Origin of the sequence: Nocardia sp. NPDC049526, assembly GCF_044465765.1 — a bacterium.
Lineage (GTDB): Bacteria > Actinomycetota > Actinomycetes > Mycobacteriales > Mycobacteriaceae > Nocardia.
The window spans coordinates 553,808-579,148 of the sequence record NZ_JBITMA010000001.1 but is presented as its reverse complement, the minus strand read 5'-3'; the positions used below and the strand labels follow the sequence as shown (position 1 = coordinate 579,148).

General features: G+C 63.6%; 23 protein-coding genes, 1 tRNA gene and 1 pseudogene. 15 read left to right on the top strand and 10 right to left on the bottom strand.

Going from position 1 to position 25,341, the window contains the following annotated elements:
* The first annotated feature begins 47 nt into the window (after positions 1-47).
* Positions 48-1,973: a putative baseplate assembly protein gene (locus ACIBW7_RS02575; protein ID WP_397043339.1), complete on the top strand. Its 1,926-nt coding sequence runs from the start codon at positions 48-50 to the stop codon at positions 1,971-1,973.
* Positions 1,970-2,446 carry a phage tail protein gene (locus tag ACIBW7_RS02570; protein WP_397043338.1) on the top strand — a complete coding sequence of 159 codons (477 nt, stop codon included), beginning with the start codon at positions 1,970-1,972 and terminating at the stop codon, positions 2,444-2,446. Before ACIBW7_RS02575 ends, ACIBW7_RS02570 begins: the two co-directional genes overlap by 4 nt.
* A gap of 226 nt (positions 2,447-2,672) precedes the next feature.
* Here the strand turns inward: ACIBW7_RS02570 and ACIBW7_RS02565 are convergent, their stop codons facing one another.
* From ACIBW7_RS02565 to ACIBW7_RS02550, 4 genes are all read right to left on the bottom strand, one after another.
* Positions 2,673-2,906 (bottom strand): hypothetical protein, encoded by a 234-nt coding sequence (locus ACIBW7_RS02565; RefSeq protein WP_397043337.1) that lies wholly within the window; start codon positions 2,904-2,906, stop codon positions 2,673-2,675.
* Positions 2,907-3,129: 223 nt separating this feature from the next.
* Positions 3,130-3,519 carry a hypothetical protein gene (locus tag ACIBW7_RS02560; protein ID WP_397043335.1) on the bottom strand — a complete coding sequence of 130 codons (390 nt, stop codon included), beginning with the start codon at positions 3,517-3,519 and terminating at the stop codon, positions 3,130-3,132.
* 38 nt (positions 3,520-3,557) lie between these two features.
* Positions 3,558-3,920, bottom strand: a complete 363-nt coding sequence (locus ACIBW7_RS02555; RefSeq protein ID WP_397043333.1) for a hypothetical protein — start codon at positions 3,918-3,920, stop codon at positions 3,558-3,560.
* 12 nt (positions 3,921-3,932) lie between these two features.
* Entirely contained in the window at positions 3,933-4,187 is a 255-nt protein-coding gene (locus tag ACIBW7_RS02550; RefSeq protein ID WP_397043331.1) for a hypothetical protein, read from the bottom strand.
* A 172-nt stretch (positions 4,188-4,359) separates the two neighbouring features.
* Between ACIBW7_RS02550 and ACIBW7_RS02545 the strand changes: the two genes are divergently transcribed.
* From ACIBW7_RS02545 to ACIBW7_RS02500, 10 genes and pseudogenes are all read left to right on the top strand, one after another.
* Positions 4,360-4,671 carry a WXG100 family type VII secretion target gene (locus tag ACIBW7_RS02545; RefSeq protein WP_387287300.1) on the top strand — a complete coding sequence of 104 codons (312 nt, stop codon included), beginning with the start codon at positions 4,360-4,362 and terminating at the stop codon, positions 4,669-4,671.
* A complete protein-coding gene (locus ACIBW7_RS02540; RefSeq protein WP_387287299.1) occupies positions 4,671-4,958 on the top strand; it encodes a WXG100 family type VII secretion target in 288 nt (95 codons plus the stop codon). The genes ACIBW7_RS02545 and ACIBW7_RS02540 overlap by 1 nt, the downstream gene beginning before the upstream one ends.
* Positions 4,949-6,208: a hypothetical protein gene (locus ACIBW7_RS02535; protein WP_397043328.1), complete on the top strand. Its 1,260-nt coding sequence runs from the start codon at positions 4,949-4,951 to the stop codon at positions 6,206-6,208. The genes ACIBW7_RS02540 and ACIBW7_RS02535 overlap by 10 nt, the downstream gene beginning before the upstream one ends.
* Positions 6,208-6,579: a DUF6188 family protein gene (locus ACIBW7_RS02530; RefSeq protein WP_397043327.1), complete on the top strand. Its 372-nt coding sequence runs from the start codon at positions 6,208-6,210 to the stop codon at positions 6,577-6,579. Before ACIBW7_RS02535 ends, ACIBW7_RS02530 begins: the two co-directional genes overlap by 1 nt.
* A gap of 52 nt (positions 6,580-6,631) precedes the next feature.
* Positions 6,632-6,985, top strand: coding sequence for a YbaB/EbfC family nucleoid-associated protein (locus ACIBW7_RS02525; RefSeq protein ID WP_397043325.1), 354 nt, complete (start codon positions 6,632-6,634; stop codon positions 6,983-6,985).
* Between the two features lie 315 nt (positions 6,986-7,300).
* A complete protein-coding gene (locus ACIBW7_RS02520) occupies positions 7,301-7,792 on the top strand; it encodes a hypothetical protein (protein WP_397043324.1) in 492 nt (163 codons plus the stop codon).
* Positions 7,789-8,292, top strand: a complete 504-nt coding sequence (locus ACIBW7_RS02515) for a hypothetical protein (RefSeq protein WP_397043322.1) — start codon at positions 7,789-7,791, stop codon at positions 8,290-8,292. The genes ACIBW7_RS02520 and ACIBW7_RS02515 overlap by 4 nt, the downstream gene beginning before the upstream one ends.
* A 385-nt stretch (positions 8,293-8,677) precedes the next feature.
* Entirely contained in the window at positions 8,678-8,962 is a 285-nt protein-coding gene (locus tag ACIBW7_RS02510; protein WP_397043320.1) for a hypothetical protein, read from the top strand.
* A 762-nt stretch (positions 8,963-9,724) separates the two neighbouring features.
* Positions 9,725-10,459: pseudogene (locus ACIBW7_RS02505) on the top strand (polyprenyl synthetase family protein); the annotation flags it as partial.
* Between the two features lie 544 nt (positions 10,460-11,003).
* Complete coding sequence (locus ACIBW7_RS02500) at positions 11,004-11,732, top strand: terpene synthase family protein (protein ID WP_397043318.1); 729 nt, start codon at positions 11,004-11,006, stop codon at positions 11,730-11,732.
* A gap of 190 nt (positions 11,733-11,922) precedes the next feature.
* Here the strand turns inward: ACIBW7_RS02500 and ACIBW7_RS02495 are convergent, their stop codons facing one another.
* Positions 11,923-12,396: a TnsA-like heteromeric transposase endonuclease subunit gene (locus ACIBW7_RS02495; RefSeq protein WP_397043317.1), complete on the bottom strand. Its 474-nt coding sequence runs from the start codon at positions 12,394-12,396 to the stop codon at positions 11,923-11,925.
* Positions 12,397-12,613: 217 nt separating this feature from the next.
* Between ACIBW7_RS02495 and mobF the strand changes: the two genes are divergently transcribed.
* Positions 12,614-16,135, top strand: a complete 3,522-nt coding sequence (gene mobF / locus ACIBW7_RS02490) for a MobF family relaxase (protein WP_397043315.1) — start codon at positions 12,614-12,616, stop codon at positions 16,133-16,135.
* Positions 16,132-17,478, top strand: coding sequence for a hypothetical protein (locus ACIBW7_RS02485; protein WP_397043314.1), 1,347 nt, complete (start codon positions 16,132-16,134; stop codon positions 17,476-17,478). Before mobF ends, ACIBW7_RS02485 begins: the two co-directional genes overlap by 4 nt.
* Positions 17,479-19,627: 2,149 nt before the next feature.
* Here ACIBW7_RS02485 and ACIBW7_RS02480 read toward each other — a convergent pair.
* Positions 19,628-19,750 (bottom strand): recombinase family protein, encoded by a 123-nt coding sequence (locus ACIBW7_RS02480; protein ID WP_397043312.1) that lies wholly within the window; start codon positions 19,748-19,750, stop codon positions 19,628-19,630.
* Positions 19,751-20,754: 1,004 nt separating this feature from the next.
* On the opposite strand from ACIBW7_RS02480, the gene ACIBW7_RS02475 reads away from it, so the two are divergent.
* Positions 20,755-21,414: a uridine kinase gene (locus tag ACIBW7_RS02475; RefSeq protein ID WP_397043310.1), complete on the top strand. Its 660-nt coding sequence runs from the start codon at positions 20,755-20,757 to the stop codon at positions 21,412-21,414.
* Positions 21,415-21,776: 362 nt separating this feature from the next.
* Here the strand turns inward: ACIBW7_RS02475 and ACIBW7_RS02470 are convergent, their stop codons facing one another.
* From ACIBW7_RS02470 to ACIBW7_RS02455, 4 genes are all read right to left on the bottom strand, one after another.
* Positions 21,777-22,796: a hypothetical protein gene (locus tag ACIBW7_RS02470; RefSeq protein ID WP_397043308.1), complete on the bottom strand. Its 1,020-nt coding sequence runs from the start codon at positions 22,794-22,796 to the stop codon at positions 21,777-21,779.
* Between the two features lie 78 nt (positions 22,797-22,874).
* On the bottom strand, positions 22,875-24,125 hold the full coding sequence (locus ACIBW7_RS02465) for a tyrosine-type recombinase/integrase (RefSeq protein WP_397043306.1): 1,251 nt from the start codon (positions 24,123-24,125) through the stop codon (positions 22,875-22,877).
* A 125-nt stretch (positions 24,126-24,250) separates the two neighbouring features.
* Positions 24,251-24,326, bottom strand: a tRNA-Gly gene (locus tag ACIBW7_RS02460).
* A 99-nt stretch (positions 24,327-24,425) separates the two neighbouring features.
* Positions 24,426-25,292, bottom strand: a complete 867-nt coding sequence (locus ACIBW7_RS02455; protein ID WP_397043304.1) for an SDR family oxidoreductase — start codon at positions 25,290-25,292, stop codon at positions 24,426-24,428.
* Positions 25,293-25,341: the final 49 nt, after the last annotated feature.

Sequence of the window (25,341 nt, the reverse complement as noted above, 5' to 3'; positions counted from 1 at the left end):
AGGTACCCGATGGAATGCTGATCAGCGGCGACCACTGGAAAGAAGCGATGACAGATCCACTCCTCGACCCTCGACGCTTCCAAGATCTACTCGAACAAGCGCAACGCCATGTCGCGCAACGCAGTCGCGGACTCCAACCGGTGTCACAACAAGCGCAGCAGGCGTTACTCGAGGCCACCGCGATGGTCGTCGATCAGCTGGTCTACCGAGTCAACCAACTGCCCGATCGACTTCATCGGTCATTGCTCAATCTGGTTGGAGTTCAGCGGTACCCGCCGACCGCCGCCACAGTGCCTGTGACGTTCTGGTTGCTCGACCCGTTGAACCACGAAGTCCTGATACCACGGGGTACTGAGATCTCCGACGAATCCGGCACCGTGGTGTTCACGACCGACAAGCCGCTCAACCTCGTACCGACCTCGTTGGTCGCATGCGCGGCCCAGGCGGCAGACGACAGTACAGTGACCGACCTGACCAATACGCTCCTCAGCGGTGAGCCGGTCACGGCTTTCGGTGAACAGGTGACACCGGGCAACGTTCTGCTGCTCGGCCTTTCGGCCACCGCGTCGATGTGCGCGATCTCGCTGACCTTCGATTGCCAGCTGTGGGGAATCGGCATCGATCCAAGCAACCCGCCGATCGTGTGGGAGGCGTGGTGCGGCGACGGATGGCTCGCATGCGAGGTAGAGCGTGACGAAACCAGCGGCCTGTGCATGAGCGGCGAGATCGTGCTGCACCTGCCGCAGCGCCATGCGATCGCGAACTTCGCCGAACGCGAAGCCGGTTGGGTCCGCTGCCGGGTGACCGAACCCGAGCGCGGCCAGCCGACCTACACCGCTTCCCCGACAATCAATTCGATCAGGGCGGCGACAGCGGGTGGCACGTGTTCGGCGGTCCACGCCAGATTGATCGAAGATGAGCCGTTAGGTGTCTCCGATGGGACTCCCGGCCAGCGGTTCGCCCTGCGGCACCATCCAGTAACGCTCAATTTCGAGTCGCCCGTCATAGAGGTGCTCGAGGACGATGACTGGAAACAATGGCACCTGGTAACGACGTTCGCGGATAGTGGCCCGTACGACCGACATGTACTGATCGATCCTGCTTCCGGTCAGGTGATATTCGGTCAATTGGTCCATCAAGCCGACGGAGCCGCACACCTGCACGGAGAGTGCCCACCCCCAGACGCACTCATTCGTGCTGTCCGGTACTGGTCGGGCGGTGGAGTAGCCGGCAACATCGCCGTTGGCGCACTGAGCAAGCTACAGACACGAGTCACCGGTCTACCGGCACATCGCGTGGAGAATCTGTCCCACGGGATAGGCGGCACCGACGGAGAATCCGACGAGCAGTTGCGACAGCGTTCCGCGCTGGAGTTCAGCACCCGCGATCGGGCGGTCACCGCTCAGGACTTCGAACAGCTGACTCGCAATATCGCCCCCGAGCTCGCACGAGTGCAGTGCTCCACCGCCGACGACGGCACGATCCGGCTGCTGTTGGTACCCGCTGTAGCCAGAAACCGTTCGGGCCGTATCGAATTCGACCAGTTGCGGATCAGTCCGGACACAATGGACAGGGTCGTGTCGTTTCTGGAGGAACGACGGGTAATCGGCGTCAAACTCAGCATGGAACCCGTTTCGTATCAGGGGTTCTCGTTGGTTTGCAGGGTAGTCGCAAGCCCGTTCGCTGATCGCAACGAATTACAGCGGTCGGCACTCGCGGCGTTATTCCGCCATTTCGACCCGCTGAAAGGCGGAACAGACAGTACCGGTTGGTCTTTCGGGCGTCCTGTCGGAATCGGTGACGTGTATGCCGTGCTGGAACGGGTCCCGGGAATCGACTATGTCGACGACGTTCACATCTTTCCAGCGAACCCGGTCACCGGAAGGCGGTCCGAAGCCGTCCGGCGAATCGAGGTCGCTCGATACGCGTTGCCGTTCGGACTTGATCACCAGATCCGGGTGATGGAGCGATGACCACACCGCGACGCTCGGTCGCCAGGGAACTCCCAGCCGAACTCCGCGACGATCCTTCGGTTCGTGCCGCTGCGGCGGCCATCGACGCGATACTTGCGCCGATCTTCGACGTGGTCGACGGTCTCGATACCTACCTCGACGCACAGACGGCACCTGCCGGAATCGTTGACTGGCTAGCCGGTGTCCTCGGCGTGTACACATACCGACAGCCATCACTGGAACAACGCCGCCGCCTCGTCGCGACCGCACACGAGATCTCTCGATGGTGGGGCACCCGCCGCGGTCTCGCGGCCCTGATTCGTGCCGACACCGGGCTCGAACCCGTGATCATCGAGGGATTCGAAGGCCCACGGCCATGGGTACTCGTCCGATTGGTCGTTCCTCCTGGGATCGAAATCGATCGCCATCGCCTCGAGGCATTGATCGCCAACGCCACCCCCGCACACGTCACAGCCGACGTCGAATTCGTTTGACACAGACAAGGCACGGTACTGGGGACCAGACCTTTCGAGTTGTCCAGCTCGCCGAGCGCGTCGTCTGAGCAGTAGGGAACTGTGGATTTCGGCTCCACTTCGCCGCCGTTTACGGCCTGCATTGCTTGCGATGGCGAGGGAACGCCTTCTGTGCTGTCGGAGCAAATGGCGAGGCCGATCGATGTCAGTGACTGGCGCAACTCTTCAGATGGGATCGCCGGAGTACTCATTCGCGGACTCCTTCGTCCTCGCTCAACAGGTTGCCGGCCGCATCGACTTCCTCATAGTCGATGCTGAATTCGAGTTTCGCGTTTCGGCACTGTTCGGCAAGTTCATCCAGCCGGGAAACGGCGGCCTCAATTGCACCATCGATATGGCCTTCGAGGAGGAAGTAGTTGGGTGGATTCTGCGGCGACGCCTCATAGCAGAGCAGTTCAAAGTCGTCTGTCTCGTAATGCATTTCCCATCCTCGGCGAGGTCGCATACGTAGATCGCCGGTCGAATGCCACGATCTTAATACCCGCTCGACAATTTCCGGATTACCGGTTTCGATACTTCCGTGGAACGACATACGCGGCACGAATCTACTCCAATCTCTGTAATTCAGTACAGTTGACCTACTCTCGCAAAGCGAGCAGAGCACCAACTCCACCAATCGTCGGAATAATTCAAGACTGAATAGGTCAGAGCATGGTCGGGAACACCGAAACCGATGTTGGCATGAAGCACACGCGCTGTCCGATACTGATACTCGGCGCGGAGCTGTCCGATTCGACCATCGTCATCCCTATACCAATATCCAGCACGAATATATCGTCATCATAGACGGCCGAGATGCTGCCGCAGATGATTGCCTCGCCCTCCGATTCGGAGATTTCGTTTGGATATTTGGCATCTTGCGAGACCTCCAGCCAGGACTCTACGCCGTCAATTTCCAGTTCGATATCGCAGTCTTCGCCCGCTTGAACCGTCGATTTGCCCTTCCAGATAACTGGCCAAGTCTTCGTACCGAATTGCCCACGGGTGGACTCTCCTGGGTTCGCATCCTCAAGTATTTTTATTCTCATCACCATGCCCTTTTGGGAAATAGAACTCGGACAATCCCGAGGATTTACGCAGTGGCCACGTTGAGCTCAGCCAGCACACCTTGGGGATCGCTGAGGTAGCTGTATCCCTCCACTGGAGGATTGAACTGGCCGAGCATGTTCGCCACGGCATCGCGTTCCGCTTCAGTGACCGGGATCCGGCGCTTGATGAGACTGGCACACAGCACGTCGACGAGCATCGCCCACTCACCCACGTTGCTGTAGGTCCGGTAGCTTTCGACCAGGTCAGAAGGCAGGCGGTCGGCGACGCTCTCGAGGAGGTCTCGCGAGTCCTTGCTCATCTTGTTGAGCCGACGGTTACGGGCTTCGATGGCTTGTGGGTCTCGCGGACGTTTTCGCGCTTCTCGCGCCACCCTGTCCGGATTCATCGCTCTCCTAGCCTATTTGATCGGGTTGCCATTCGCGTCGTTCCGGACTACCCCAGCACCGCCGATGGGATAGCCGGTCACGACTGAGCCGTCGGGAGCGACGATGACCTCGATTTGGACACCGTTGCGGGTGCCGTTGACCTTCCAATTGCTGTTGTCCTGGAGGACTGGCGGCTGGTCCGGGTCCACACCCCCTGGCATACCGAAGACGAACTGATCGCATACCTGCCGCTCAACCTCCAAGGCAACAAACGCAACCTTGTCCACCCAGAACTCACCGCGATCAGGCAAGCCGTAAGAACACGAGCCACAGCACTTTCCGTGCTGCCGAATCCGGGGACCGGCGGCAAGTACCTTCCGTAGCGGCCACCGGTCCCCGACCGTGTAGCACTCCCGGTCTCGATCGCTCTGAATCATGGTGTGGCGGTGGTAGCTTCGCATGGTGCACAGCAATCCGGATCAGATGCACGCCACGGCCGACCGCATGTCGTCGAGAGCCGACGAGTTCTGGGACGATATCGAGACTCTGCGCACGGAAGCCGACGCGCTCATGTCCGCTGACTGGGTCGGTGAAGCAGCCGACTCCCACGCGGCGCTGTGGACGGAATGGGTCGAATCCGCCCGGAAAGTAGCTGTGGCACTGCGTGAGGACGCGATCCTGGTACATCAGGCCGCGGACAGATACACCAAAACCGACAGCGAAAACGCGGGCGACATTACCTATGTGCGGTTCGATTTGGGTGATTCGTGATGCCAGCCTATGTCGCTGACACCGACCAGATCCTGGCACTGGTCGCCAAGGCTCGTCTCATCGGGCAGCAGATCGAGCAACGTATCGCCGATGTCGAGCGTGAAGTTGCTGCGCTGCATATCGAATGGGAAGGCAGCGCGGCCGAAGCACATCGGGCCAAGCATGACACGTGGCAGCGCGAGATGCAGGACATGCGGACGGCACTGGCCGAACTCGAAACCGCTGCCCGCACCGCGCGGGATCGATATCTGGCAAATGTCGCGCATAACAAGCGAATGTGGCCCTGATGGCGCCAATCTCCGTGGACTCGCGGATTCTGTACAACGCCGCGGTGCTGTACGAAGGCGCCTACCACAACGCCGACAATGTGATCAAGACGCTCGCTGCGGCGCTCGACAACGACTGGGGGTGCGCTGGCAGCGACAGCGCGGGGCGAACGTGGGCGGATAGTTATGACCCGGCCGCGTTCAAGGCCATCGCCTCCGGAATAGATATCGTCAACGCGTTCGGCAAGCTACACGACCTGCTCGCCTTCACCGCCGTCAACCACGCGAACACAGAGAAACTCAACAAGCACCCTCCCGAAACGCCCGACCCCGCCCCTGCGGTTCTCGCGGCAACGACCGCCCCGCTGTTCAAGGGCGCATTCGGCGGTGACTCCGATCCCCCATTCGGCTGGAGCATGATCAGCAGCTGGCTTCAGGGTCACACGTGGCCGAATGGAGACCCCGACAAACTGAGGAGGCTCGGCACCGCGTGGCGTACCGCCGCCAAGGGACTACGTGATGCCAGCGCCGGCACCAGCCAGGCGTGGACGAATCTCGAGGAGAACGCGTCCGAGGAGCTACCGCAGGCCATCGATCAGATGGACGCGGTGTGGATGGGCGTCGAGGCGGTCGCGACACAGTACGAGAAGCTCGGCGGCGCATGTGAGGACTGGGCGCAGCAGATCGAGGACGCGCATCAGAAAATACTCGCGATACTTGCCGGGGCGATCGGGGTCGGTCTTCTCGCGGGCGTCGCGGTCGGATTCTTCACCGCGGGAACAGGAGCGGTAGCAACGACAACAGCGACGGGCAGCGCCGCAGGCGCCGCCGTCGTCACTGTGCTCGTCGCATTCGACGCCGCCGCAGCCGTTGCGGCCGGGGTGACCGTCGCCGCAGGTGCGGCGGCCATCGGGGTGGCCACAGACTTACAACCGCTCCTCGAAGCCAACCCCACCCAGTTCGATACCAGCACGAGCGCAGGCGGGGGCACAAATCCCAGCAGTTATTCTCGACCACCCGAAGTCCCGAGTGACTGGGTACCTCGTACCGCGGACAACGGGAAAGGAGTGGTTTGGCAGAAGCCGGGATCCACCGGGAATGCCGACACCATACGGGTCATGCAGCCGAACTCCCGGTATCCGAACGGGTATGTCAGGTTCTACAATTCGCACGGCCAACCAGTCGATCTCGCAGGCAAGCCGGGCCCCAAGACCACAACACATATTTCCATAAACCCAGATGGAACGTTCCCCAAGCCACAAGGATGGTAATGGAATTGCCGCTTACCGGGCAGCGCGTCTCGGTCGCAGCCAGCGAGTACATGGTCGAGATCACGACCGTCGGCGGATTCGCACTCCAAATCGAGGGAGATATGGAGATCGAATCCAGCCGAGGCGACCGACAGTCGGTCGCGCTCGCGGACGGGGGCAGTTCACCGGTCGACCTCGAACCCGTCCTGCATGGGACGATCACCTCCGCTGTCGTGAATTCCTCAGGGACGCTGACCATCGACTTCGACTCCGGGAACCGACTCGTGGTCCCGCCGGATAGTGAATACGAGGCATGGACACTCGTGGGCCCCAACGGCTACCGGGTCGTATGCATGCCCAATGGCGAACTGGCAACCTGGACAGCCGACTGATCATCCTCACGCGCACGCCCCGACCAGGAGTCGACGACCTCAGGAGCCCCTGATGGAGTACTTGGACCGATGGAACGAAGAGCAACGTCGTGTCGCAGCGGACTGGCGGCGCAAGAATCAGCAGCTACAGCAAGCGCTCGCACAGATCTCAGTCCGCGCCGGCTCCCGTAACGGCGAGCTCAGCGCGACGGTGGACGCGCACGGCAAAGTCACCGATCTGCGGATAACTCCGCAGGCGTTACGGCTCGGAGAAGTTCAGCTCAGGCAAGCCCTGCTGGAAACTATCCAGCGCGCGCAATCGGACGCACAACACCAGGCCGAAGCAATCACCCGCCCATACACCGAGGAACCCGCCAACGCCGCCGCGATGACATTCATCCGCGACATCCTCGGCCCCGCTATGTGAAGCGGTCAGCAGCGTTACCGTGTGCCGCGATGGCAGGCATCCGAATTCGCAGGGCACGCCCCGTGCGATGCGCGGTGTCCCGCCCAGGGGCACCATCTAGTCAGAGCCGAATTCCCAACTCCCGCAGCCATCACGATCGGCATGTGTCCAGCCCGCGGCGTCTGCGGCCACGGACGCTGCGGCGGCTACCTTGGCGAAAGCGACATCGTCGGCGCGGCTGTAGATGGGTTGTGAACCCCACGCGCCCTACCCGGGATCGGCGGGCGGTGCTAAGAGTAGCTGCTGACCATCAACGCGGACACCGTATTGCGGGATGTGTCTGCGGCCGACACCAAAGCAATCTCCATAGCCGAAACGGAGATCCGGCGGATCACCACCGAAGCATCGGCCGCCCAGAACTATGACAACCCAGTGCAATTCCAGTCGCCATGGAGCGGGTTCTACATCACCCGGGCGCTCAGTGACGACTGGTTCTTCGCGATGGGCGGCATCCATCTGTCAGCCACCGGTGTAGTGACAGTGCACAAACCGGCCGAAGGTGCCCAGCCGAGCATCACCGCCGAGTACCAACTGCACGTGCACGACCGCTACAACTGGGACGGTGACAAGAGCACCGAGATCGCCGGTATCACTGTCTCGGACAAGCGCATGGGAGCGCTGCACACGGCGGGCTTGGCGCGGGAGTACGACATCGCAGGATCCAGCCAGGTCCGGCGATTCGAGGGGGACAGTACCGTCGAACGGACCGGTGAACCTGCCAGGGCGCCCGGCGGCCGCGACGGCGAGAGGAGTGATCCCACCCGATGAGGTACCCAACACCTGGAATCCGGCAGATAAGGCTGGCCAGTGTCGTCGCCGGCCTCATGGCCGTGACGGTCGGCATGACCGGCTGCAGCAGCGAAAGACATGACGGCGACCACCGGTCGCAGCCGACCCAGACCGCGAACGACACCGACATCACCAGGGAGGCTTCCGAATTCGGCGGAATCGTCATTCCAGACAATGCCTCCGTGCTCGGCGCCCGATCCGAGCACGGCCGCGACACGCTCTACCGGCTCGCCATATCCACCGATCCGCAGGGCCTTACCCTGCTGCTGACCACATCGAAATTCTCCCCGCCACTGACCAAAGTTTTCCGCGTGGCCGAGACCACCATTGCGGGTCCGCCCCTGGAGACTTCGCCCTCGATCCTGCAGGCCGAGGACGTCTACCATCGCCCCGACGGAAAGTCGGTCAACCGGATCATCATCGTGGACGAGCGCGACCCATCGAGCCGCTTCGTCCACATCCAGCTGTTCGACACATGATCGGCGTCCTCAGCCCGGACGAGGATCAGGTAGACCACCAACGCGGCGACGAACAGAAGCAGCAAAAGCACAGCCGCAGTGCGTTTCTGCCAGTACTCAGCCAGGCCCGCTGTTCCACAGTGGGTCTGGGATTTTCGACCGTGCGACGGCGACGGCAGCCTGGAACCGGTTGTTGCTCCATCGCTGGCCTTCCGGGTCGGGAAGACGAACAACGACACGATGGCAGCCTTCGTCCGGGCGCGGGGTACTCGGGTTACCGTCCCCAGCATGGACATCGCCCTCGACCCGCCCATGGCTGTGGTGCTGCAATACGTCGATGCCTTCAACAACGCGGACTCGAAGGCGATGGCGGCTCTGTGTGCTGACCCGATGCAGATACTCGACGGTGTCGCCGCATGTCTGGCAGGGGCCAACAGCCAGCGAGGACTGGTGGCGGGACGTGTGCACCGAGGGCGAGCACACAGGAGCGTCGGGCTACCACATTGCTCTCGGCGAACCACGACCCGTCGCCGTCACCGGTGACCACGCCTACGTCGTTGTTCCCGCCACCATGACGGTCGATCTACAGGGCAAGCAAGTAACCCAGACCGCCTCGACCTTCACCGTCGCACTCGGCAAGGTGGGGACGCAATGGCGGCTCACAGCCTGGGCTTGGACAAAGGGCGCCTGACGGGGTCGGCTCGACGACGCTGGAATGATGTGCGCCCGTCGGCATCCGGTGTGAAGTGAAGTTGCTTTGGTCCGCGGACGACGCTCAGGTTCGGCACGGCCACGCAGTCAGCCCGCCACAGCGTCCTATGCCCCGAGAACCCGCAACGTATATCCCAACTCCGCACCCCTCACCGCAAACTACCCCCACACACCACAACCAATCCCTAAACAGACCAAATATCTGTCCGGTCCGCGCCAACCTTTCGGGCCGCGCTTGGCTGACCTGCGGCCCGAAAGATTGGCGCGTCAGCGCGGCCGGGCGCCGGGTTCGGATCTACTTTGCGGATTCGGTGGGAATTTCGAGCTGTCGGAGCTGGAGGACGGTCCGGCGATTCTGGCATCGATCCGGTTGAACTCAAGCAACGTCGGCTTGAACACGATGCTGGCCGAGATCGCCGAGCTGGAGGCCGTGCGGACGGCCGCCCGTCTTCGCCGCCACCGAATAATGCACTTACACAACAGATTTCAGGTGCGTAATGCTAGTTCGGCGACCACCGGGTAGATCATTTCGGGAGGACGTTCTCCCTGGCTGATCGGCTTGTTCCTCGCAACGTCGATCGGGGAGACACTCGCCCCCAACAGCACTCACCAACCGACATCACCCGAGTTGCGGAGGCATCAAAATCGGTCGATACCAACATCTTCCACGCCAGGGTGGTGTCAAATTGCCATTGATCAACGGTGTCGTAGATGACCGATGTAATCAGTCAGGAGTGCCCGCGTGCCACATGAAAGCGATTCCGCTGTCTTCCCACATCTGGACACGGACCTGGACCGCGTCCGTGACGTTCTCGGACCCGTTCGACTGGAGGGCAGGCCCGAACTGACCGCACTTACAGACGAAGGGCCGGGCACCACTCGCCGCCTGGTCCGCCCCACTCTGACCTTGCTGTCGTACTACCTGCTCACCGATCCCGCAGCCCCGGCCGACGACCGGGCGGTGCGCGCCGCCGCCGCCGTGGAGTTGCTGCACCTGGGCTCGCTCTACCACGATGACGTCATCGATGACGTGTACGAGCGTCGAGGCCATCCCAACGCCAACGCGGTGTGGGGTTCGCACATGGCCGTGTTGGGTGGGGACTGCGTGACGGCCGCGGGTGTGCGCTTGATGGCCGAACTCGGCCTACGCGAAGTTCTCGCGGGGTCGATCGTGAGTGAGCAGATGTGCGCGGGCATGGTGATCGAGGCCGCCGACCAGTATGTGGTCTCCCGCAGCGAGCAGTCCTACCTGGAGTCGATCGACGGCAAGACCGCGGCGCTGCTGTCGCTGGCCTGCCGGGTCGGCGCTATGCAGGCCGGCCGCTCCGAGGAGCAGGAAGAGGCGCTGGCCGGGTTCGGCCGCCAGTTCGGGATGGCCTACCAGCTGTATGACGACATCCTCGATCTGACCTCGACCGCCGAAGAAATGGGCAAGCCAGTCAACGCGGATCTGCCCGAGGGCATCTACACCCTTCCCGTGATCCGCGCCGCTGCCCGCGACCGGGAACTTTCCCGCCTGCTGCGCAGCAGAATGACCGGTGAGCAAGCCGCGCGGGCCCGCGAGCTCGTCATCGCCTCCGGCGCCGTGGACGAGGCCCGGGCGCGAGCCGATGAATTCATGGACCAGGCTGTCGGTCAGCTCGCCGCCCTGCCCGTCGACCCGCCCGCCCGCCACGCGATGAGCGCCTACGCCCGGTCCATCCTCGACCGGCGAACTCCCCGCCCCACGGCATCCAGGCCTTCGACGCAGTCACCCCAAGCCCACCGTGATGTGTTCCCGCAGGAGGTCACGCGATGGTTGAGGGGCTGGCTGCTGGACACCGGCCTTGTGGTCACCCCAGCCGAGTTGGACCACCCCCGGTGGGCAGGTGCATTCCGGATCCCGGCAGCGCTGGCCTTGGCCCCAGTGGACGCGGCCCGTGGACAGGCCGCTGTCGGCCTCGCCGCGCTGGCCTTTCTGTGGGACGACCTGTTCGAGGATCCGCAACTGACCGCCCCGGAAGCCGTCACTGCGCTGCGGCGTGGCCTGGTGGCAACGCTGCGCCAGGACCCGCAGACACCGTGGCGGCCCGGCGCGATCCCGACGTCCTGGGCGAGTTTGTGGTCGCGCGCGCGAGGGCCGCAGCGCCCGCTGGCAGGAGCGGTTCCTCGACGGCCTCGAGGAGTGGTGCGAAGCGTGCGAACGCGAAGCGCACCATCGCATCAACGGCTACATCCCCTCTACGGCCGACTATCTGCCGCTGCGGAAGTCGACCGGCGCGTTCTACAGCATGATTGCCGGCCTGGAGGTGTACCAGGACCGGGAACTGCCGTCGATGCTGCGCAACCATCCCGTGCTCCGCCGTCTCGAGGAACTGCTCTTCAAGGTGACCTTCGCGGAGAACGACCTGGTGTCACTGGATCGGGACGAGGCAGACCACGTCCCCTACAACCTGGTCAGGGCGATCCGGCACGAGACCGGCTGCACCCGCCGCGAAGCCGTCGAGCAGGTGCAGCGCCAACTGGCCGAGCATCGCACCCAACTCGACGCGGTGACCCGCTACCTTCCCGCGCTCTTCCGCGTGCTTCCCGGCCTGTCCGGCCGATGGAAGGAGTACGCGTCGATCTATGGGGACCTGACGACCGTGTTGCTCCGGACGCATCAGCTCGATCGGTACACGCAGACCTCCACTTCCGCAGCGCCGGACTTGGAACGCCTGCGCCGTGAGATCTACTACCCCGCCACCGAACCGGCTCCTACCGGGCCGTAAGCCCCTGCGGCCCGGCCCAACGCACGGTGTGTCCCGCGCGATCCACCGTGGTGGTCACGCGAGACGCCCCCTCAGGGCTTCGCCGACTGTCTATACCTCGTCGGGCCGGGGATGCGAGGTCCGGGGATACGGATCCACATCGTGGGTCGAAGAGACGAGCGGGTGCGCAGATGCAAAGCAGCCGAGCCCATCACACACGGCGCGAGTCACCGCGACCACGTCGGCATCCCGCGGCTTGATTCGGTGGGCGGGCCGGCAGTCCAGCACCCAGCGCGGCACCGTCGGCCGACCCGGCGAAGTAGTAGTCCGGCACGTGTGAACGTGGCTTGCCCTCCGGTGTGGTCCAGAACAACCAGAACGGCTGAGCCGCAATGCCAATCACGTCCGAATCGAAATCCAGCAGCACCAGCCGATCCCGCTCCAGCCACGACTCGTAGCCGACAAGTGTTCCGGGCGGCGCCGTCCACCAACAGCCGACGTGATTGCACTGCCCTTTGCAGGAGAGGAACCCGCGCACCGGCAGGCACTCCTCGAATGGCACCGACCATGCATCGGTCAGCGCCACACGCCGCTCATCGGCTTCCGCGTCGACATAGGCGATCTCGAACTCTCGATCCCACGGCGACGCCGCCGCGCCGCCGCGGACCACACTCAGGCCCGGCACGGGCACGCAGTCTTCCGGGCCGACCGCCCCTATGTCCCCAGAATCCGCAACCCATGTCCGTACTCCGCAACCACCCCCGCAAACTACCCCCGGACACCGCAACCTATACCTGGACAGAACAATATCCACCCACCCTCAAATTCCCCCTCCACACCCAATTACAACAGGCAGACCTTTTGCATCAAGGATAACGATTAGATAACGACCAGGGCTTTTGGTGGATTTGCCACTAAATAGGCGAACTTCAACCCTAGCTTTTATAGCAGACATCGTGCTTCCTGGAGGTATGACCGCGACACTTCATAAGGTTGTCGCTGGAAACGGCTACCTCTACTACCTCCGCAATGTCGCCGCGAATGATGCATCAGCTCGCGGCCGGTCCAGCCTGGCCGACTACTACTCGACACGTGGTGAGTCACCGGGACGCTGGCACGGTGGAGGCTTGGCCGCGTTGGGGATTCAGCCCGGCGAGGAGGTGACAGAGGAGCAGATGAACGCGCTGTTCGGGTTGGGTCGTCACCCGAACGCCGACCAGATCGAAGACCGTGTGTTCAACGAGGAGATGGACAAAGGCGCCAAGCTCAAAGACGCCGAGCGGGCAGCCGATAATGCGTCACGGTTGGGGCATCCTTTCCGCGTATATTCCGATGTCAATGAATTCCGGAAACGATGCGCGCAAGCCTACGAAGCACACAATATCGCACGCGGTTCGGACCCCGGTGACGCCATTTCCGACGACGAACGCGCGCAGATTCGCAGCACAATCGCGACGAAAATGTTCACCGAACACTACGGACGCGCACCCATGGATGCACGTGAATTGTCGGGGTGGGTGGCACGCAATTCGCGACCACAGACGACAGCCGTGGCCGGTTTCGACGTCACGTTCAGTCCGGTCAAGAGCGTCTCGGCGCTATGGGCGATCGCGCCGCGAGAGGTCGCGGAGAAGGTCGAAGCCGCCCACCATGCCGCCGTAGATGACGCGGTGCACTGGTTGGAGCACAACGCAACGTTCACGCGGCTGGGCCGCAACGGCGTCCGCCAAGTGGATGTCGATGGCCTGGTCGCGGCCCGGTTCGCGCATCGGGAAAGCCGTGCCGGTGATCCTGACATGCACACGCATGTGCTGATCGCCAACCGTGTCCGCACCACCGATGGGCGCTGGCGCACCCTGGACGGTGCGATGGTGTACCAGGCGATCGTCACCGTCTCCGAGATCTACAACACCCGTTTGGAGATGCATCTCGAAGAAATGGTCGGTGTCGAGTTCACTGAACGTCCCGGTGTGGATCCGTCGAAACGTCCGATCCGTGAAATCGTCGGTGTCTCTGAACGGTTGAACCAGTTCTGGTCCCAGCGCGACGCGGAGATCACTCAGCGGCTCGGGCAGCTCACCACAGCATTCCAACGCCGGTGTGGACGCGAACCCATACCCACGGAGTTGTTCGGTTTGATGGACCGGGCAACGCTGGAAACACGCCCCGACAAGCAACAACTACGCACACTCTCGGAACAACGCGCCGACTGGCGAGCCCAGGCCGTCACCCTGCTGGGCAGCCGGGAAGCGTTGGCACGCATGGTCTCCACTGTGCTGCACCCGCCGCACCACGCGCGCCCTGTGGCGGATGCCGCATGGATCGCCCGCACCGCCGACTACGTTCTCGAGACGATCTCAGCACAGCGGTCGACCTGGCAACGCCACCACATCCGCAGCGAAACCGAACGCCAACTCCGCGGCCGGATACGCCTCGAGGACTGCGAACGCGTCGCTGAAGCGGTAGTGGCGCAGGCATTGTCACCGACATCGGCCATCGCTCGCGGTGATCCCGACATCACCGATCAACCGCGACTACGCGCGGTGCCGATGATGTTCGTCCGTCGCGACGGCTCCAGCGTCTACACCACCGCAGGCTCCCAGATCTACACCTCAGCGCAAGTATTGAGCGCCGAACAGCAGTTGATCGACCTGGCGGTGCAGCCCGGTGGCCGCCATTTGCCGAAACCTATTGTCACGCAAGCGGTCCATGCTTATAACAGCGCGAACCCGGACCGCCCACTCAACCCCGGTCAGATCGCGGTCGTCGAGGGCTTCGCCACCTCAGATCTGCGCGTACGCACCGTCGACGCACCCGCCGGTTCCGGGAAGACAACAGCCATGCGTGTGCTCACCGACGCATGGCACGCCAGCGGTGGCACCGTCCTCGGACTCGCTCCCACGGCCGCGGCTGCCTCGGTGTTGGGTGAGTCGATCGGCGCACGCGTCGAGACCATCGACAAACTCCTCGACGTCCTCACACGCCACGCCCCCGAGACCCGGGACAGCGAAGCGAACCGGTCTCTGCCGCAATGGGTATTGCAGATCGACCAGAACACGTTGGTGATCATCGACGAACACGTCAAAGTCGGGAACCTCAAACGCCTACGCCTGCTGCAGTTCCTGGCGTCTCGCAACGCGACGATCCGCTGCCTCGGTGACCCGAAGCAACTGCCCTCGATCGAAGCCGGCGGCGCCTACACCGACATGAACGACGCCGCGAACATCCACAACCTCACCCTCGACCACGTCGTCCGCTTCACCTCCCCAGCCGAAGCATCCGCCAGTCTGCTTCTGCGCGAAGGCGATCCCGCCGCACTCGGCTTCTATCTCGACCACGGTCGCATCCACTCCGGCAGCCACGCCACCACCCACGACGACGCCTACATCGGATGGAGCGCCGACCACTCGAGCGGCCGCGACACCATCATGCTGGCCCCCACCCACGACATCGTGCGCGAACTCAACCAACGCGCCCGCGCCGATCGCATCGCCCGCACCAGCACACCAGTCGGGCCGGAATGCGCACTGGCCGACGGCCTGTGTGCGTCGGTTGGTGACACGATCGCCACCCGCCGCAACGATCCACGACTGCGTCTTGCCGACGGTGATTGGGTTCGCAACGGATACCGGTGGATCGTTTCCTGCGTTCACGACGACGGAAGTTTGACCGTCACGCGCCTGCGTTCGCGTCGCGAACTCGGCCATACGGTGACACTTCCGCCGCAATATGTGACCGCACATGTGCGACTCGGGTACGCGACAACGATCGATTCCGCGCAAGGCGTCACCGCCGATACGTGTCACGTCGCGCTCACCGGATACCAATCCCGCGCGCAGTTCTACGTCGCGATGACTCGCGGCGCGCACGCAAACCACTGCTACCTACCAACCACATTGGACGCCAGCGAGGGATCTTTCTTCACCGAACCAGCAGTATTTCCGCGCACCGCGGTGGAGGTACTGCTGCGCATCCTCGGCCGCGACAGCCCACAAAAGTCCGCGCACACCGAACTACGGGACGCACTCGATCCGTACCGACGGATCGGCCGCGCGGTCGATATCTATATCGACGCGATCGGCCTCGCCGCCGAACACGCCCTCGGCCCAGACGGACTCACTCAGCTCGACACCGCCGCGGAAGCATTGCACACCGGGCTCACCGACACCCCCACCTACCCGATACTGCGCCAGCACCTGGCGACAATCGCACTGACCGGTCGCGATCCGATCGCCGCGCTGCACACCGCCGCCGCGACCCGGGAACTCGATACCGCCGATGATGCTGCCGCAGTTCTGGATTGGCGACTGGATCCAACCGGCGCACATTCGTGTGGTGTCGGGCCGCTGCCGTGGACACGCGGACTACCTCACGCACTCGACGACATCGCCGCCGGGCAGCTGTCGCCCGAGCGCGGATCGTGACCGACCTCGCCGACCAGATCCGCACCGACACCGCTACCTGGTCCTCGACAACCGCACCGCATTGGGCGCGACCACTCATCGGTAGCGACCGCCAACTGCTCGCCGAGCTCGCAGTCTGGCGGGCGTCCCTACACATCGACGACCGTGACCTGCGCCCGACCGGACCGCCACGCTATCCCGTGCTCGAACGCGAACACCAGCAGCTGCTCGATGCTCGCGTCATCGACGCCATCGGCGACATCCATCTCCCCGTCAACCGATGGTCACCACTGGCCAAACAACTCGACGAACGCATCACCAACGACCCATACTGGCCGACCCTCGCCGACAAAATCGACCACGCCGACCGCGCCGGAATCGACATCGAAACGCTCCTCAGCGACGCCGCGTCCCTGCGACCACTCCCCGATGAAATGCCCGCCGCCGCACTCTGGTCACGCCTGGCACTCCAAACCCCCACACCCAACATCCCCGACCGCGATAGACCAACCCGGACCGACGACGAGCACGCAGATCTCGACGAACACACCACCGAACAGGCCAGCACCGATCCGCCCCAGCCTCACATTGCCGCAGCCGTCGACCACACCCACGACGTCGAACCGGCCACCGAACCCACACTCGACGCGCTGGGAATGCTCACCGATGCCGAACTCGAACAACACATCGACGAACTCCACCTACACATCGCCCTCGCCGAAACCGACGCAATCATCTACCACCCGTACATCCCAGCCCCCGACGACGAACGCGCCGCCGAGGCGGCCGCGCACCATCAGCAGGCAGCTAAACAAGCCATCCGCGACGCGCAGACCAGCATCAACGAACTCCGCGCGGCCGAACAATCACTCCAAGCCATCACCACCGAACTCGACCACGCCCGAACCACACTCAGCTCCACACCGGCCTACCGGCGTGGTCAACGCCGCGCACTCCACACCCAGATCACAACCCTCCAAACCGAACAACAGCACCGCACCCACGCCCGAAACTCCGCGCACACCACCGCACACAACGCCCAACGAGACGCGCTCCAACTCGCCGGGTCCGCCGAGAACTGGGAACACATCCTGACCCAACCCATCACCGAGCCGAGAACCCAGCCAACACCCACCACACCATCCGAGCCGACCTACGCCGACACACTGACGGCCGAATATCAGCAAGAACTCGACCAACTGCAATCCGAACAACACCGACGCACCCAACTCACCCCCACCCAAACCGCCGCCGAACAACAACTACGCCAACAACACAACGCCCCCGAGGACGACTCCTGCGACTACTTCGACAGCCCTGTCGAACCTCACTATCCGCAGCCTGACCACGATCTCGGTCTGTAACCAAGCCGCATCGACCACCTACTGCCCGCGCCCAAGCGAGATCGCGCATCGAAAAGCCCCCGCGTCCAAAACATTTGGCGCAAAGCCCGTGATCGCAGTACGGCGACCCAAATGACCAGCTCACAGCCTCCGGACTAGCGAAGTCGCAGCCGATCAGCTTTCATGGTTATAGGGAGAATCGCAGACAGGGCACAACCGAAGCGATAACTCCATGCATACAAGCGGTTTCCAGACGCACCGATCACCGATCCGCGTCCGCCCCAGCTTCCATCCCGTCACATCGAACACAGCGGTGCCCGCACCGTTCGCCGATATCCGCGCGCACACGACTACACCGGTTCCGTGCACCCATCGTGTGGCGAATCAGGTTGCCGCAGATGGATAGTCATTCAGGCGAACAGTCGACCAACACCAGCGCCGAGGTATCCCCGCCACACGAACCCACCTACCCAGTCGAGGTAGGCGCACAGGCGCTCGGTAAATCACGACGGTGGTACCTCACACAACTCAGAGCAGGCAACCTGCCCGGCCACAAGGCAGGCCGGACATGGTTCCTCACCACCTCCGACATCGCCGCCGCGATCGAGCAAACCAGCAAACCAATCACGCCAATCCCCCGACCACCCCACAGACCGTCACCAGAAAACGCGACAGACCAGCCACGCCGCCCTATCCACCGGCGACGACCTCGACGAAGAATCCCTCCCCAGCAACACACCTGAAAGCACCCTGCAGCGCCGAAACCGACAGCGCCGCAGGGAAACGGCACGGCCTGGAGGAGACCGCCAGGTGTTGCCCTGCACCTGCCCCCAGGCCGTGCTCCACCACCCGAAACGAGCACAGGACCGGCCGAACTTCAACCACCCGCAATGAATTTGCGCTGGCGGATGCAACGCAGCGGCGGAGCGAATCGAAAACCGCAACGAATCGCCTACTCCACCAAAAGCACCAAATAACCGACTACGACCACTCACGCGAAACGACCTGAGCCACATCGAGGTTGTCGAGTAGGTGACAGCACTGTCCCCTGATCGAGCTGAACCGGGACAACGAACGGCATGAATTGCGCGAGACGGCCAAGGTGCCGCTCAGCTCGCCGCGGTCCTCCGAATCTTGCCAGCGGTATGCGACGCAGGTCACAGGGCCTGATCCTCCCGCTGACGTTCGAAGAGTCGGAATGCCCTGTCGCACAGCCAAATACGTGGCACGCGAAAGGCAATACCGCACGTATCTGAACGGCCGCCGCACTCGGACTGGCGAATCCGCGTCCAACACGCTTTCATTGTCATAGGGGAAGATTCGCGGATCGGCCTGTAACGAGGTCACAACTCAATGCAAACAAGCGTTTTCCGGACGCAAAGGTCGCTAACCCGCGTCTGGCCAGATTCCGGTATCTCAGAATCGGCTGCGGCGCCGCCCCTATCGCTCGCCGACGCCGAGGGACCGCCTTCGACCTCACACCTGCGACGGTCTCACCTGGCATCCAATCAGGTTGTCGCAGATGGATAGTCGTCCAAGTGAACCGTCCACCGAAGTCGGTCACGAGGTATCACCCCCACACGAGCCCACATACCCAGTCGAAGTAGGCGCGCGGGCTCTGGGCAAATCACGACGCTGGTACCTCATTCAGCTCAGAACAGGCAACCTACCGGGACACAAGGCAGGCCGGACGTGGTTCCTCACCGCCTCCGACATCACCGCCGCAATAGACCAAACCAGCAAACCAACGAAGCGGCTCCCCCGCCCGCCCGGCACACCCTCACCGGAAACGACCGACGAAGCCGACTACCCCGAACAGCGACGACCACGCCGCCGGCCTCGCCGACGCATTCCTCCCCAGCACACCACCTGATGAGCACCCTGCCGCGCTGAAAGCCGACAGCGCAGCAGGGAACCGCACGGTCTGGAGGAGACCGCCAGGTGTTGCCCTGCACCTGCCTCCAGGCCGTGCCCACCAGCAACAACACATCTGTCCGTTGCCAGTTGATCTGGTGTGTGGTCTCCCCGATGAGCTGCGGTACGTCAGATATGGGCAGATTGTCGCGGTCGGTTTCTGCCGGATTAGTGACGCAACCCGAGGTGCATCACTGGGCCAGAGTCTCATTTCGAGCCGGTTGGCCACCAGCAGCGCCTTTGACAGCTCGGGCCGTCAGGCGATCTTGTCGGAGGCCTTGTCGATGAAGATCTGTTCACAGCCGGCCGTGGTGAGCGCGTCGTGCTGGGCCTCGGGATGCTGATCGCGGGTGGAGACCCGCCCGTAGCCGATACGCATGGCGCGGAGTGTATTGCGAACCCCCGACAGGTTGACACTGGCGCGTACACGGCAAGCTTTACAGATCTGGCCTGCGGAAACCTGCTGCGGCCGAGGGTGTCTCGTGAACGATCGTTATCGAGATAAGGCTTGTGGTGCTGCGCGGTAGTGTCACTGCCGATCGGCACCACCGCCACCAACCGTGGGGATATAGTCCTACGTGATCTCGACCAAACAAGAGGAAAAGCGATGTCTCGTCAGGTACCGCAGCGGACTGCGCTCCGGCTGATCGCGGGAGCCATCGGCGCGACAGCGCTGTTGATCGGTTCGGCTGCTGCAGCAGCCGAACCACTCCCTCCATCCGGCAGCGGCTCCAGTGCACCGCCGCCTACGGCGCCGCCAGGCCGCCTGGTCACATTGCTCAGTTACTGCGAGAACAGCGGTGATGTCGCCCATGTAGCCAACGGCCGGACCGTGTACTGCGTACTGGTCGACCGCACCGACGCCCACGTTTGGTCCTACAGCCGACACAGCATGGCCAGAGACCCGAACAATCGGCCCTACACCTGCGACCACGACCGCTGCCGCATGCCCGATGGCACCGACGCCCCGGGCTATACGCGGTGCGGAGTTCTCTGTGATGAGCCGCCTACCAGCGGCGACATACAGAGTGGCTTCTACGACTGCTTCAATTCTGGTGCGTCTTACGAGGAGTGTGAACGCCGCATCAGGTGAGCTGCGCGGCTGCCTCGCCGGTCGCAGGCCACCACGGAGTGCGGGCCGAACTTGCCGGTGTCCCACGGCATCCTGAACCGGCCACGGCCAAGAACCAGACTAGATTCCGAGACCAACCCTGTGACTCGCGGCGGAAAGTGGCGGTGTCTCCGCGATTTCGATGGCGCAGACGCCGGGGGCAGTGTCGAGCCTCCGAAGCAGGATCGCTGTTGCACTCGCGCTGGCGATGGCGATGGCGGGTCGAGGTTGTCGAGCGAACCGCAGGGCGCACACGAGTCGATACTTGTTCCATGGTCGATGTCTTCCGAGCGGTCACCACACGGATAACCGAAGGCGCCACGTCCGGGCATACCCTCGTCGCGATCGACGGAGTCGACGGCAGTGGGAAGACCACGTTCACCGCGGAACTCGTGCGGCGGCTGCACACTCGGCCGGTCATCGTGTTGCACGCCGATGACTTCCTCAACCCGTCCGCTGTCCGGCATGCACGGGCCCGGCGATCTCCGCACGGCTTCTGGCTTGATTCCTACAACTACCGCGCACTGTGTCGTGATGCACTCGATCCGCTGCGTCCCGGCGGTGACGGCTGGTACCGCACCGCCTCCTACGATCCGGACTCCGACACCATCGTGCGCCCCAGCGCACGCCGGGCACCACGCAACGCGATCGTGGTGGTCGAAGGGATGTTCCTGCATCGAGACGAACTCGCAGACATCTGGGATACATCGGTTTTCCTCGATGTCCCGTTCGACGTGACGGTCGCCCGAATGGCCGAACGCGATGGTACTCACCCGGACCCAGCACACGAGACGGTGCGCCGATACGTCGACGGACAACGTCTGTACTTCGCACGATCGCAGCCGTGGTCACGCGCTGGCATCGTCATCGACAACACCCGATACGACCAGCCGCACATCATCGCCCCGGAACATGCTCACGCTGCCCGGTAGCCGAATCCGCATCGAACAACGCTCACGAGTGTCTCGCAACCGTACGTTCTCGAGACACACTGCGCGGCAGGATGTTTCCGCACGCGGATCTGTACACAAGCCATGTACGCGGCAACGTCAGCCGTTCGGGGTTGGTGACGCAACCGCCCGCAGCGCTCCGGGACATGCCGATCGACCAAGAGCAACGCCATATCCGTGATGTTTGGTGATCACTACCGGGACGCCTGTAAGTGACCGCGGTTTCACCCACTTTTCGGCGGCCAGAACCGCGCAAGGATCGGACGGACCGCGCTCGGCACACCGCCATGCCGTGGCGTCGTAGTTCACAGCGTGGAAGGCGAAACGTCGTGCCCGGTCCATCTTCAGTCCTCGGCAGACGGCCGATGTTGTAGGCCGACCATATCGACAGCAGCCGGGTCCTGTTCGACCTGGCGATCGTTGTGCATCGGACTGATCTGCCCGCGGTATGTCCGCAGGATCTCGCTGACTTGGTCGCGGTGTTCGCGGGCGGCGCGGTCGGCCATGGCGTGGGCGGCGGTGATTGCGCGGGAGTACTCCATATCGCGGTGTTCGAGTTGATGGTGGTGTTCGGTGGCCTGGTCGTCGAGTCGCTGTCGCAGAGTTGCGATCTCGTCGACGGCGATCGCGGCGTTGGTGACTGCGGCGTCCCGTTCGCCCTCTGCGTGGGCCTGTGCTGCGCGGGCTGCGTCGAGGTGTCCGCGCATTTCCTTCAGTACTGCTTCGGCCTCCTCGTATACCCGGTCGCGATCTGCCTCTACCTCGGCGATGCGTTCTTGTGCGTCGGTAGCGGCTTGTGCGGCAATGTCTTTTGCCTGCTGTGCTTCCTCGGCGGCTTCGTCGGCGGCGGCCAGGGCCAGCTCCTCGAGTTCGACCGCGCGTTCGAGCCGACGCGCCATGGCCGTAGCGGCTTTCTCCGCGTCGGCGCGAGCCTGTTCGGCGGCGGCGATGCGGACAGTCGTGTCGCGTCGAATCTCGGCGATCTCGCGGTCGATGACCGCGGGGTCGGTGACCTCGGCGATCAATTCACCGGCGTCGACCAGCATGGCTGCCAGTTCCGCGCGCGTCAGTTCGATGCGGTCGACAAGATCGGCGAGCGCGATTGTGCCATCGGTGACCGGACGCAGCGGGCGCTGCTCCACGCGTTTGACAGCCTCATCGGCTTTGCGCTTGCGGCGCAGGGCTTTCTGCGCGGTGTGCTCGGGGTTGTCACAGTATTTGCGCGGTGCGCCCGGTCTGCCGCTGGTCGGGACAGCGGTGTCGCATGTGCCGCCGTTGTCCAAGGGGAACTGGCATCGCGGCGGGGTGTCGGTGGTTGTGGCGCGTGGCGTGACGGCTTTCAGCATCATGGAATTCCGTTTCATTCCATTTCATTTCATTCCGACGCTGCGGTGATGAAATGAATCCTGGTGGGCAGGTGGAGTGCTCGGGGTGTGGCTGGTTCAGGCGACGGTGCGCAGCATCGCGGCGCGGGCGCGTGGGAGCCGTTTGGCGATGATTTGGGCGGCTGCGGCGCTGGCGCGGCGGTCGTTGTGGCCGTAGCGGGCATCGGTGGTGTTGACCGATTTGTGTCCGGCGTCGCGGGACACGACGAACAAGGGGACGCCGTCCTGGAGCTTCCAGGAGATGCCGGTGTGGCGCAGTGTGTACGGGGTGAGCCGTTTGTGGCGCATGGAGGCGATCGCGTCGGCGAAGCGCTCCAGCAGATCCCCCGGATCCGCGCCCTTCCATTGGGCGTTGGGGCCGAACGGGTCGAGGTTGCCGTCGGCGAGAGCACGCAAGCGGCGTATGGCGGGCACCCACGCTTTGGCGTAGAAGTAGCCCGCGCTGATCGGGGTGTCGTTGCTGGTGTGGACCAGCAACTCGTCCCCCGGGCGGTCGAGGTCGAAGCGCTCGAGGGTTTCCAGCGGAACCGTGACGGTACGAATGCCGCGCGAGGACTTCGGTTTTCCCAGCTTCATCTCACCGCCGAGGTACTTCCACGCCTTGTTGATGCGCACATCGCCGGTCCGCTTGTCGATGTCGCGGATCTGGATGGCGGTGACCTCGCTGGGCCGCGCCATCGAGACCAGGCTGAACTCGGCGTGCGGACGCCACCGCGGCGGCATCAACTGCTCGAACAACTCCCATTCGTCGTTGTCGAAGATGTCCAACTCCGGCGCGTCGTGGCGCGGCAGCCGAATACCCAGGCACGGGTTGTAGGGGATCAACGGCGACGGTCGTTCGGCCACCGCCGCGTTCAAACCAGCGGACAGGAATCCGTGTTTGTTGTGAATGGTTTTCGCGCCGTTGCCCTTGTCCTGCTCGAGATGCACGATCCACGCCGCGTCCAGATCCTGGTTGAACGCCGTGATCGGCAGCGAGGAGCCCATGAACGGTTCGATATCGACGTCGATATAGCGGACGTAGCCGGCGCGGGTGCGTTCCTCGATACCGGTCAGGCGCGCGGTGTACTTGCGCAACCACTGCACCAGCGTCATGGACCCGACCGCAGTGCCGAGCTGGCTCTCCCGGATCCGGCGCGCCTCGGCGACACCGACCACCTCGGCCAGCTCACACCAGCGCACAGCGGCCTCGAAGTCGTCGAAGGTCTCCGACGTCGACCGTCGACGCCCGGTCTCGTCGTAGTAGTGGAACGGAACCTGCCAAGCGATCGACCCGTTGCTACGGGGTCGCGGGCGGGGTGTGAGCATGAAGCCTCCAGAGCCGGTAGGTGCCCTGAGAAGCCAGTTGTGACCGCAAATGGTGACGTGGTGACACAGGTGGTGACATACACGTCTACACCAGGGTAGATCATGCTACTGACCTGGCGTTTTAGTGGAGCGGATGACGGGATTCGAACCCGCGACCCTCACCTTGGCAAGGTGATGCGCTACCAGCTGCGCTACATCCGCATGCGCTTCGTTGGGGGCCGGGAGGGCCGCAACGGCGTGCGCCCAAAACTGTAGTCCGTTATCGCGTCCAAATGAAAATCGGACATTCGTCGTGGCGCATCAGGGAGTGCTGTGGTCCGCGAGAGCCGTAAAGAAGGAGGCGTGATCGGCGGCCCATTCGGCGTAGCTGCGGGGTGCGCGGCCCAGGACTTGGTGGACGTCGTCGGTGAGCGTCGCGTTGCCGCCGGCGCGGACATAGGCCTGGCCGGCCAGTGCTCCGTCGGCGAATTCCGGGGACATGCCTGACGAGATCATGTGTTCGCGCGCAACGTCTTCCGGCACCTCGACCACATCCAGTGGGTGGCCGAGGATCGTCGCCAGTGTGGTGACCTGGTCGGCGCAGGTGAGCAGCGCAGGGCCGGTGAGGGTGTAGATGCGTCCGGAGTGGCCGGGTGTCAGCAAAGTCTCGGCGGCGACCGCGGCGACGTCACGTGGATCGATGACGCCCTGGCTGCCGGTCCCGGTGAGATTCGGCACGGGCCGGCCGGATCGGATGGGATCGGCCCAGCTCAACGTGTTGGAGGCGAAGCTCGTCGGACGCAGGATCGTCCATTCGAGACCGCTTTCTCGGGCCGCCTGCTCACCGGGCATATGCCAGGTGCCGACGCGGCCGAGTTCCGGATCGCCGGTGCCGATGGCCGATAGTTTGACGATCCGGCGGACGCCCGCGTCGCGAGCCGTGCGGACCAGCTCGCGATCGGTTTCGGCGTCGTCGGGGCCGAGGACACCGACGAGGAAGGCCGCATCCGCGCCGGTCATCGCGGTGGCCATCGAGTCGGGGTCGTGGTAGTCGCCCCGGACCACCTCGACCCCTGCGGGCACCCGCTCCGGATTCCGCGTCACCGCGCGGACCCGCACCCCACGTGCGGCCAGCTGACGGACGATTTCACTGCCGATGGTGCCCGTAGCACCGGTGATGACGATCATGAGGAGAGCGTGCCGCCGACGCCACCCGGTTCGATAGGAAATTTCGGCA

What these genes read in the sequence shown, in the direction of transcription:
- ACIBW7_RS02575 (WP_397043339.1), top strand. Translation starts at nt 48, where the DNA reads ATGACAGATCCACTCCTCGACCCTCGACGCTTCCAAGATCTACTCGAA.
- ACIBW7_RS02570 (WP_397043338.1), top strand. Translation starts at nt 1,970, where the DNA reads ATGACCACACCGCGACGCTCGGTCGCCAGGGAACTCCCAGCCGAACTC.
- ACIBW7_RS02565 (WP_397043337.1), bottom strand. Translation starts at nt 2,906, where the DNA reads ATGCATTACGAGACAGACGACTTTGAACTGCTCTGCTATGAGGCGTCG.
- ACIBW7_RS02560 (WP_397043335.1), bottom strand. Translation starts at nt 3,519, where the DNA reads ATGGTGATGAGAATAAAAATACTTGAGGATGCGAACCCAGGAGAGTCC.
- ACIBW7_RS02555 (WP_397043333.1), bottom strand. Translation starts at nt 3,920, where the DNA reads ATGAATCCGGACAGGGTGGCGCGAGAAGCGCGAAAACGTCCGCGAGAC.
- ACIBW7_RS02545 (WP_387287300.1), top strand. Translation starts at nt 4,360, where the DNA reads ATGGTGCACAGCAATCCGGATCAGATGCACGCCACGGCCGACCGCATG.
- ACIBW7_RS02540 (WP_387287299.1), top strand. Translation starts at nt 4,671, where the DNA reads ATGCCAGCCTATGTCGCTGACACCGACCAGATCCTGGCACTGGTCGCC.
- ACIBW7_RS02530 (WP_397043327.1), top strand. Translation starts at nt 6,208, where the DNA reads ATGGAATTGCCGCTTACCGGGCAGCGCGTCTCGGTCGCAGCCAGCGAG.
- ACIBW7_RS02525 (WP_397043325.1), top strand. Translation starts at nt 6,632, where the DNA reads ATGGAGTACTTGGACCGATGGAACGAAGAGCAACGTCGTGTCGCAGCG.
- ACIBW7_RS02515 (WP_397043322.1), top strand. Translation starts at nt 7,789, where the DNA reads ATGAGGTACCCAACACCTGGAATCCGGCAGATAAGGCTGGCCAGTGTC.
- ACIBW7_RS02480 (WP_397043312.1), bottom strand. Translation starts at nt 19,750, where the DNA reads ATGCGTATCGGCTACGGGCGGGTCTCCACCCGCGATCAGCATCCCGAG.
- ACIBW7_RS02475 (WP_397043310.1), top strand. Translation starts at nt 20,755, where the DNA reads ATGGTCGATGTCTTCCGAGCGGTCACCACACGGATAACCGAAGGCGCC.
- ACIBW7_RS02470 (WP_397043308.1), bottom strand. Translation starts at nt 22,796, where the DNA reads ATGAAACGGAATTCCATGATGCTGAAAGCCGTCACGCCACGCGCCACA.
- ACIBW7_RS02465 (WP_397043306.1), bottom strand. Translation starts at nt 24,125, where the DNA reads ATGCTCACACCCCGCCCGCGACCCCGTAGCAACGGGTCGATCGCTTGG.
- ACIBW7_RS02455 (WP_397043304.1), bottom strand. Translation starts at nt 25,292, where the DNA reads ATGATCGTCATCACCGGTGCTACGGGCACCATCGGCAGTGAAATCGTC.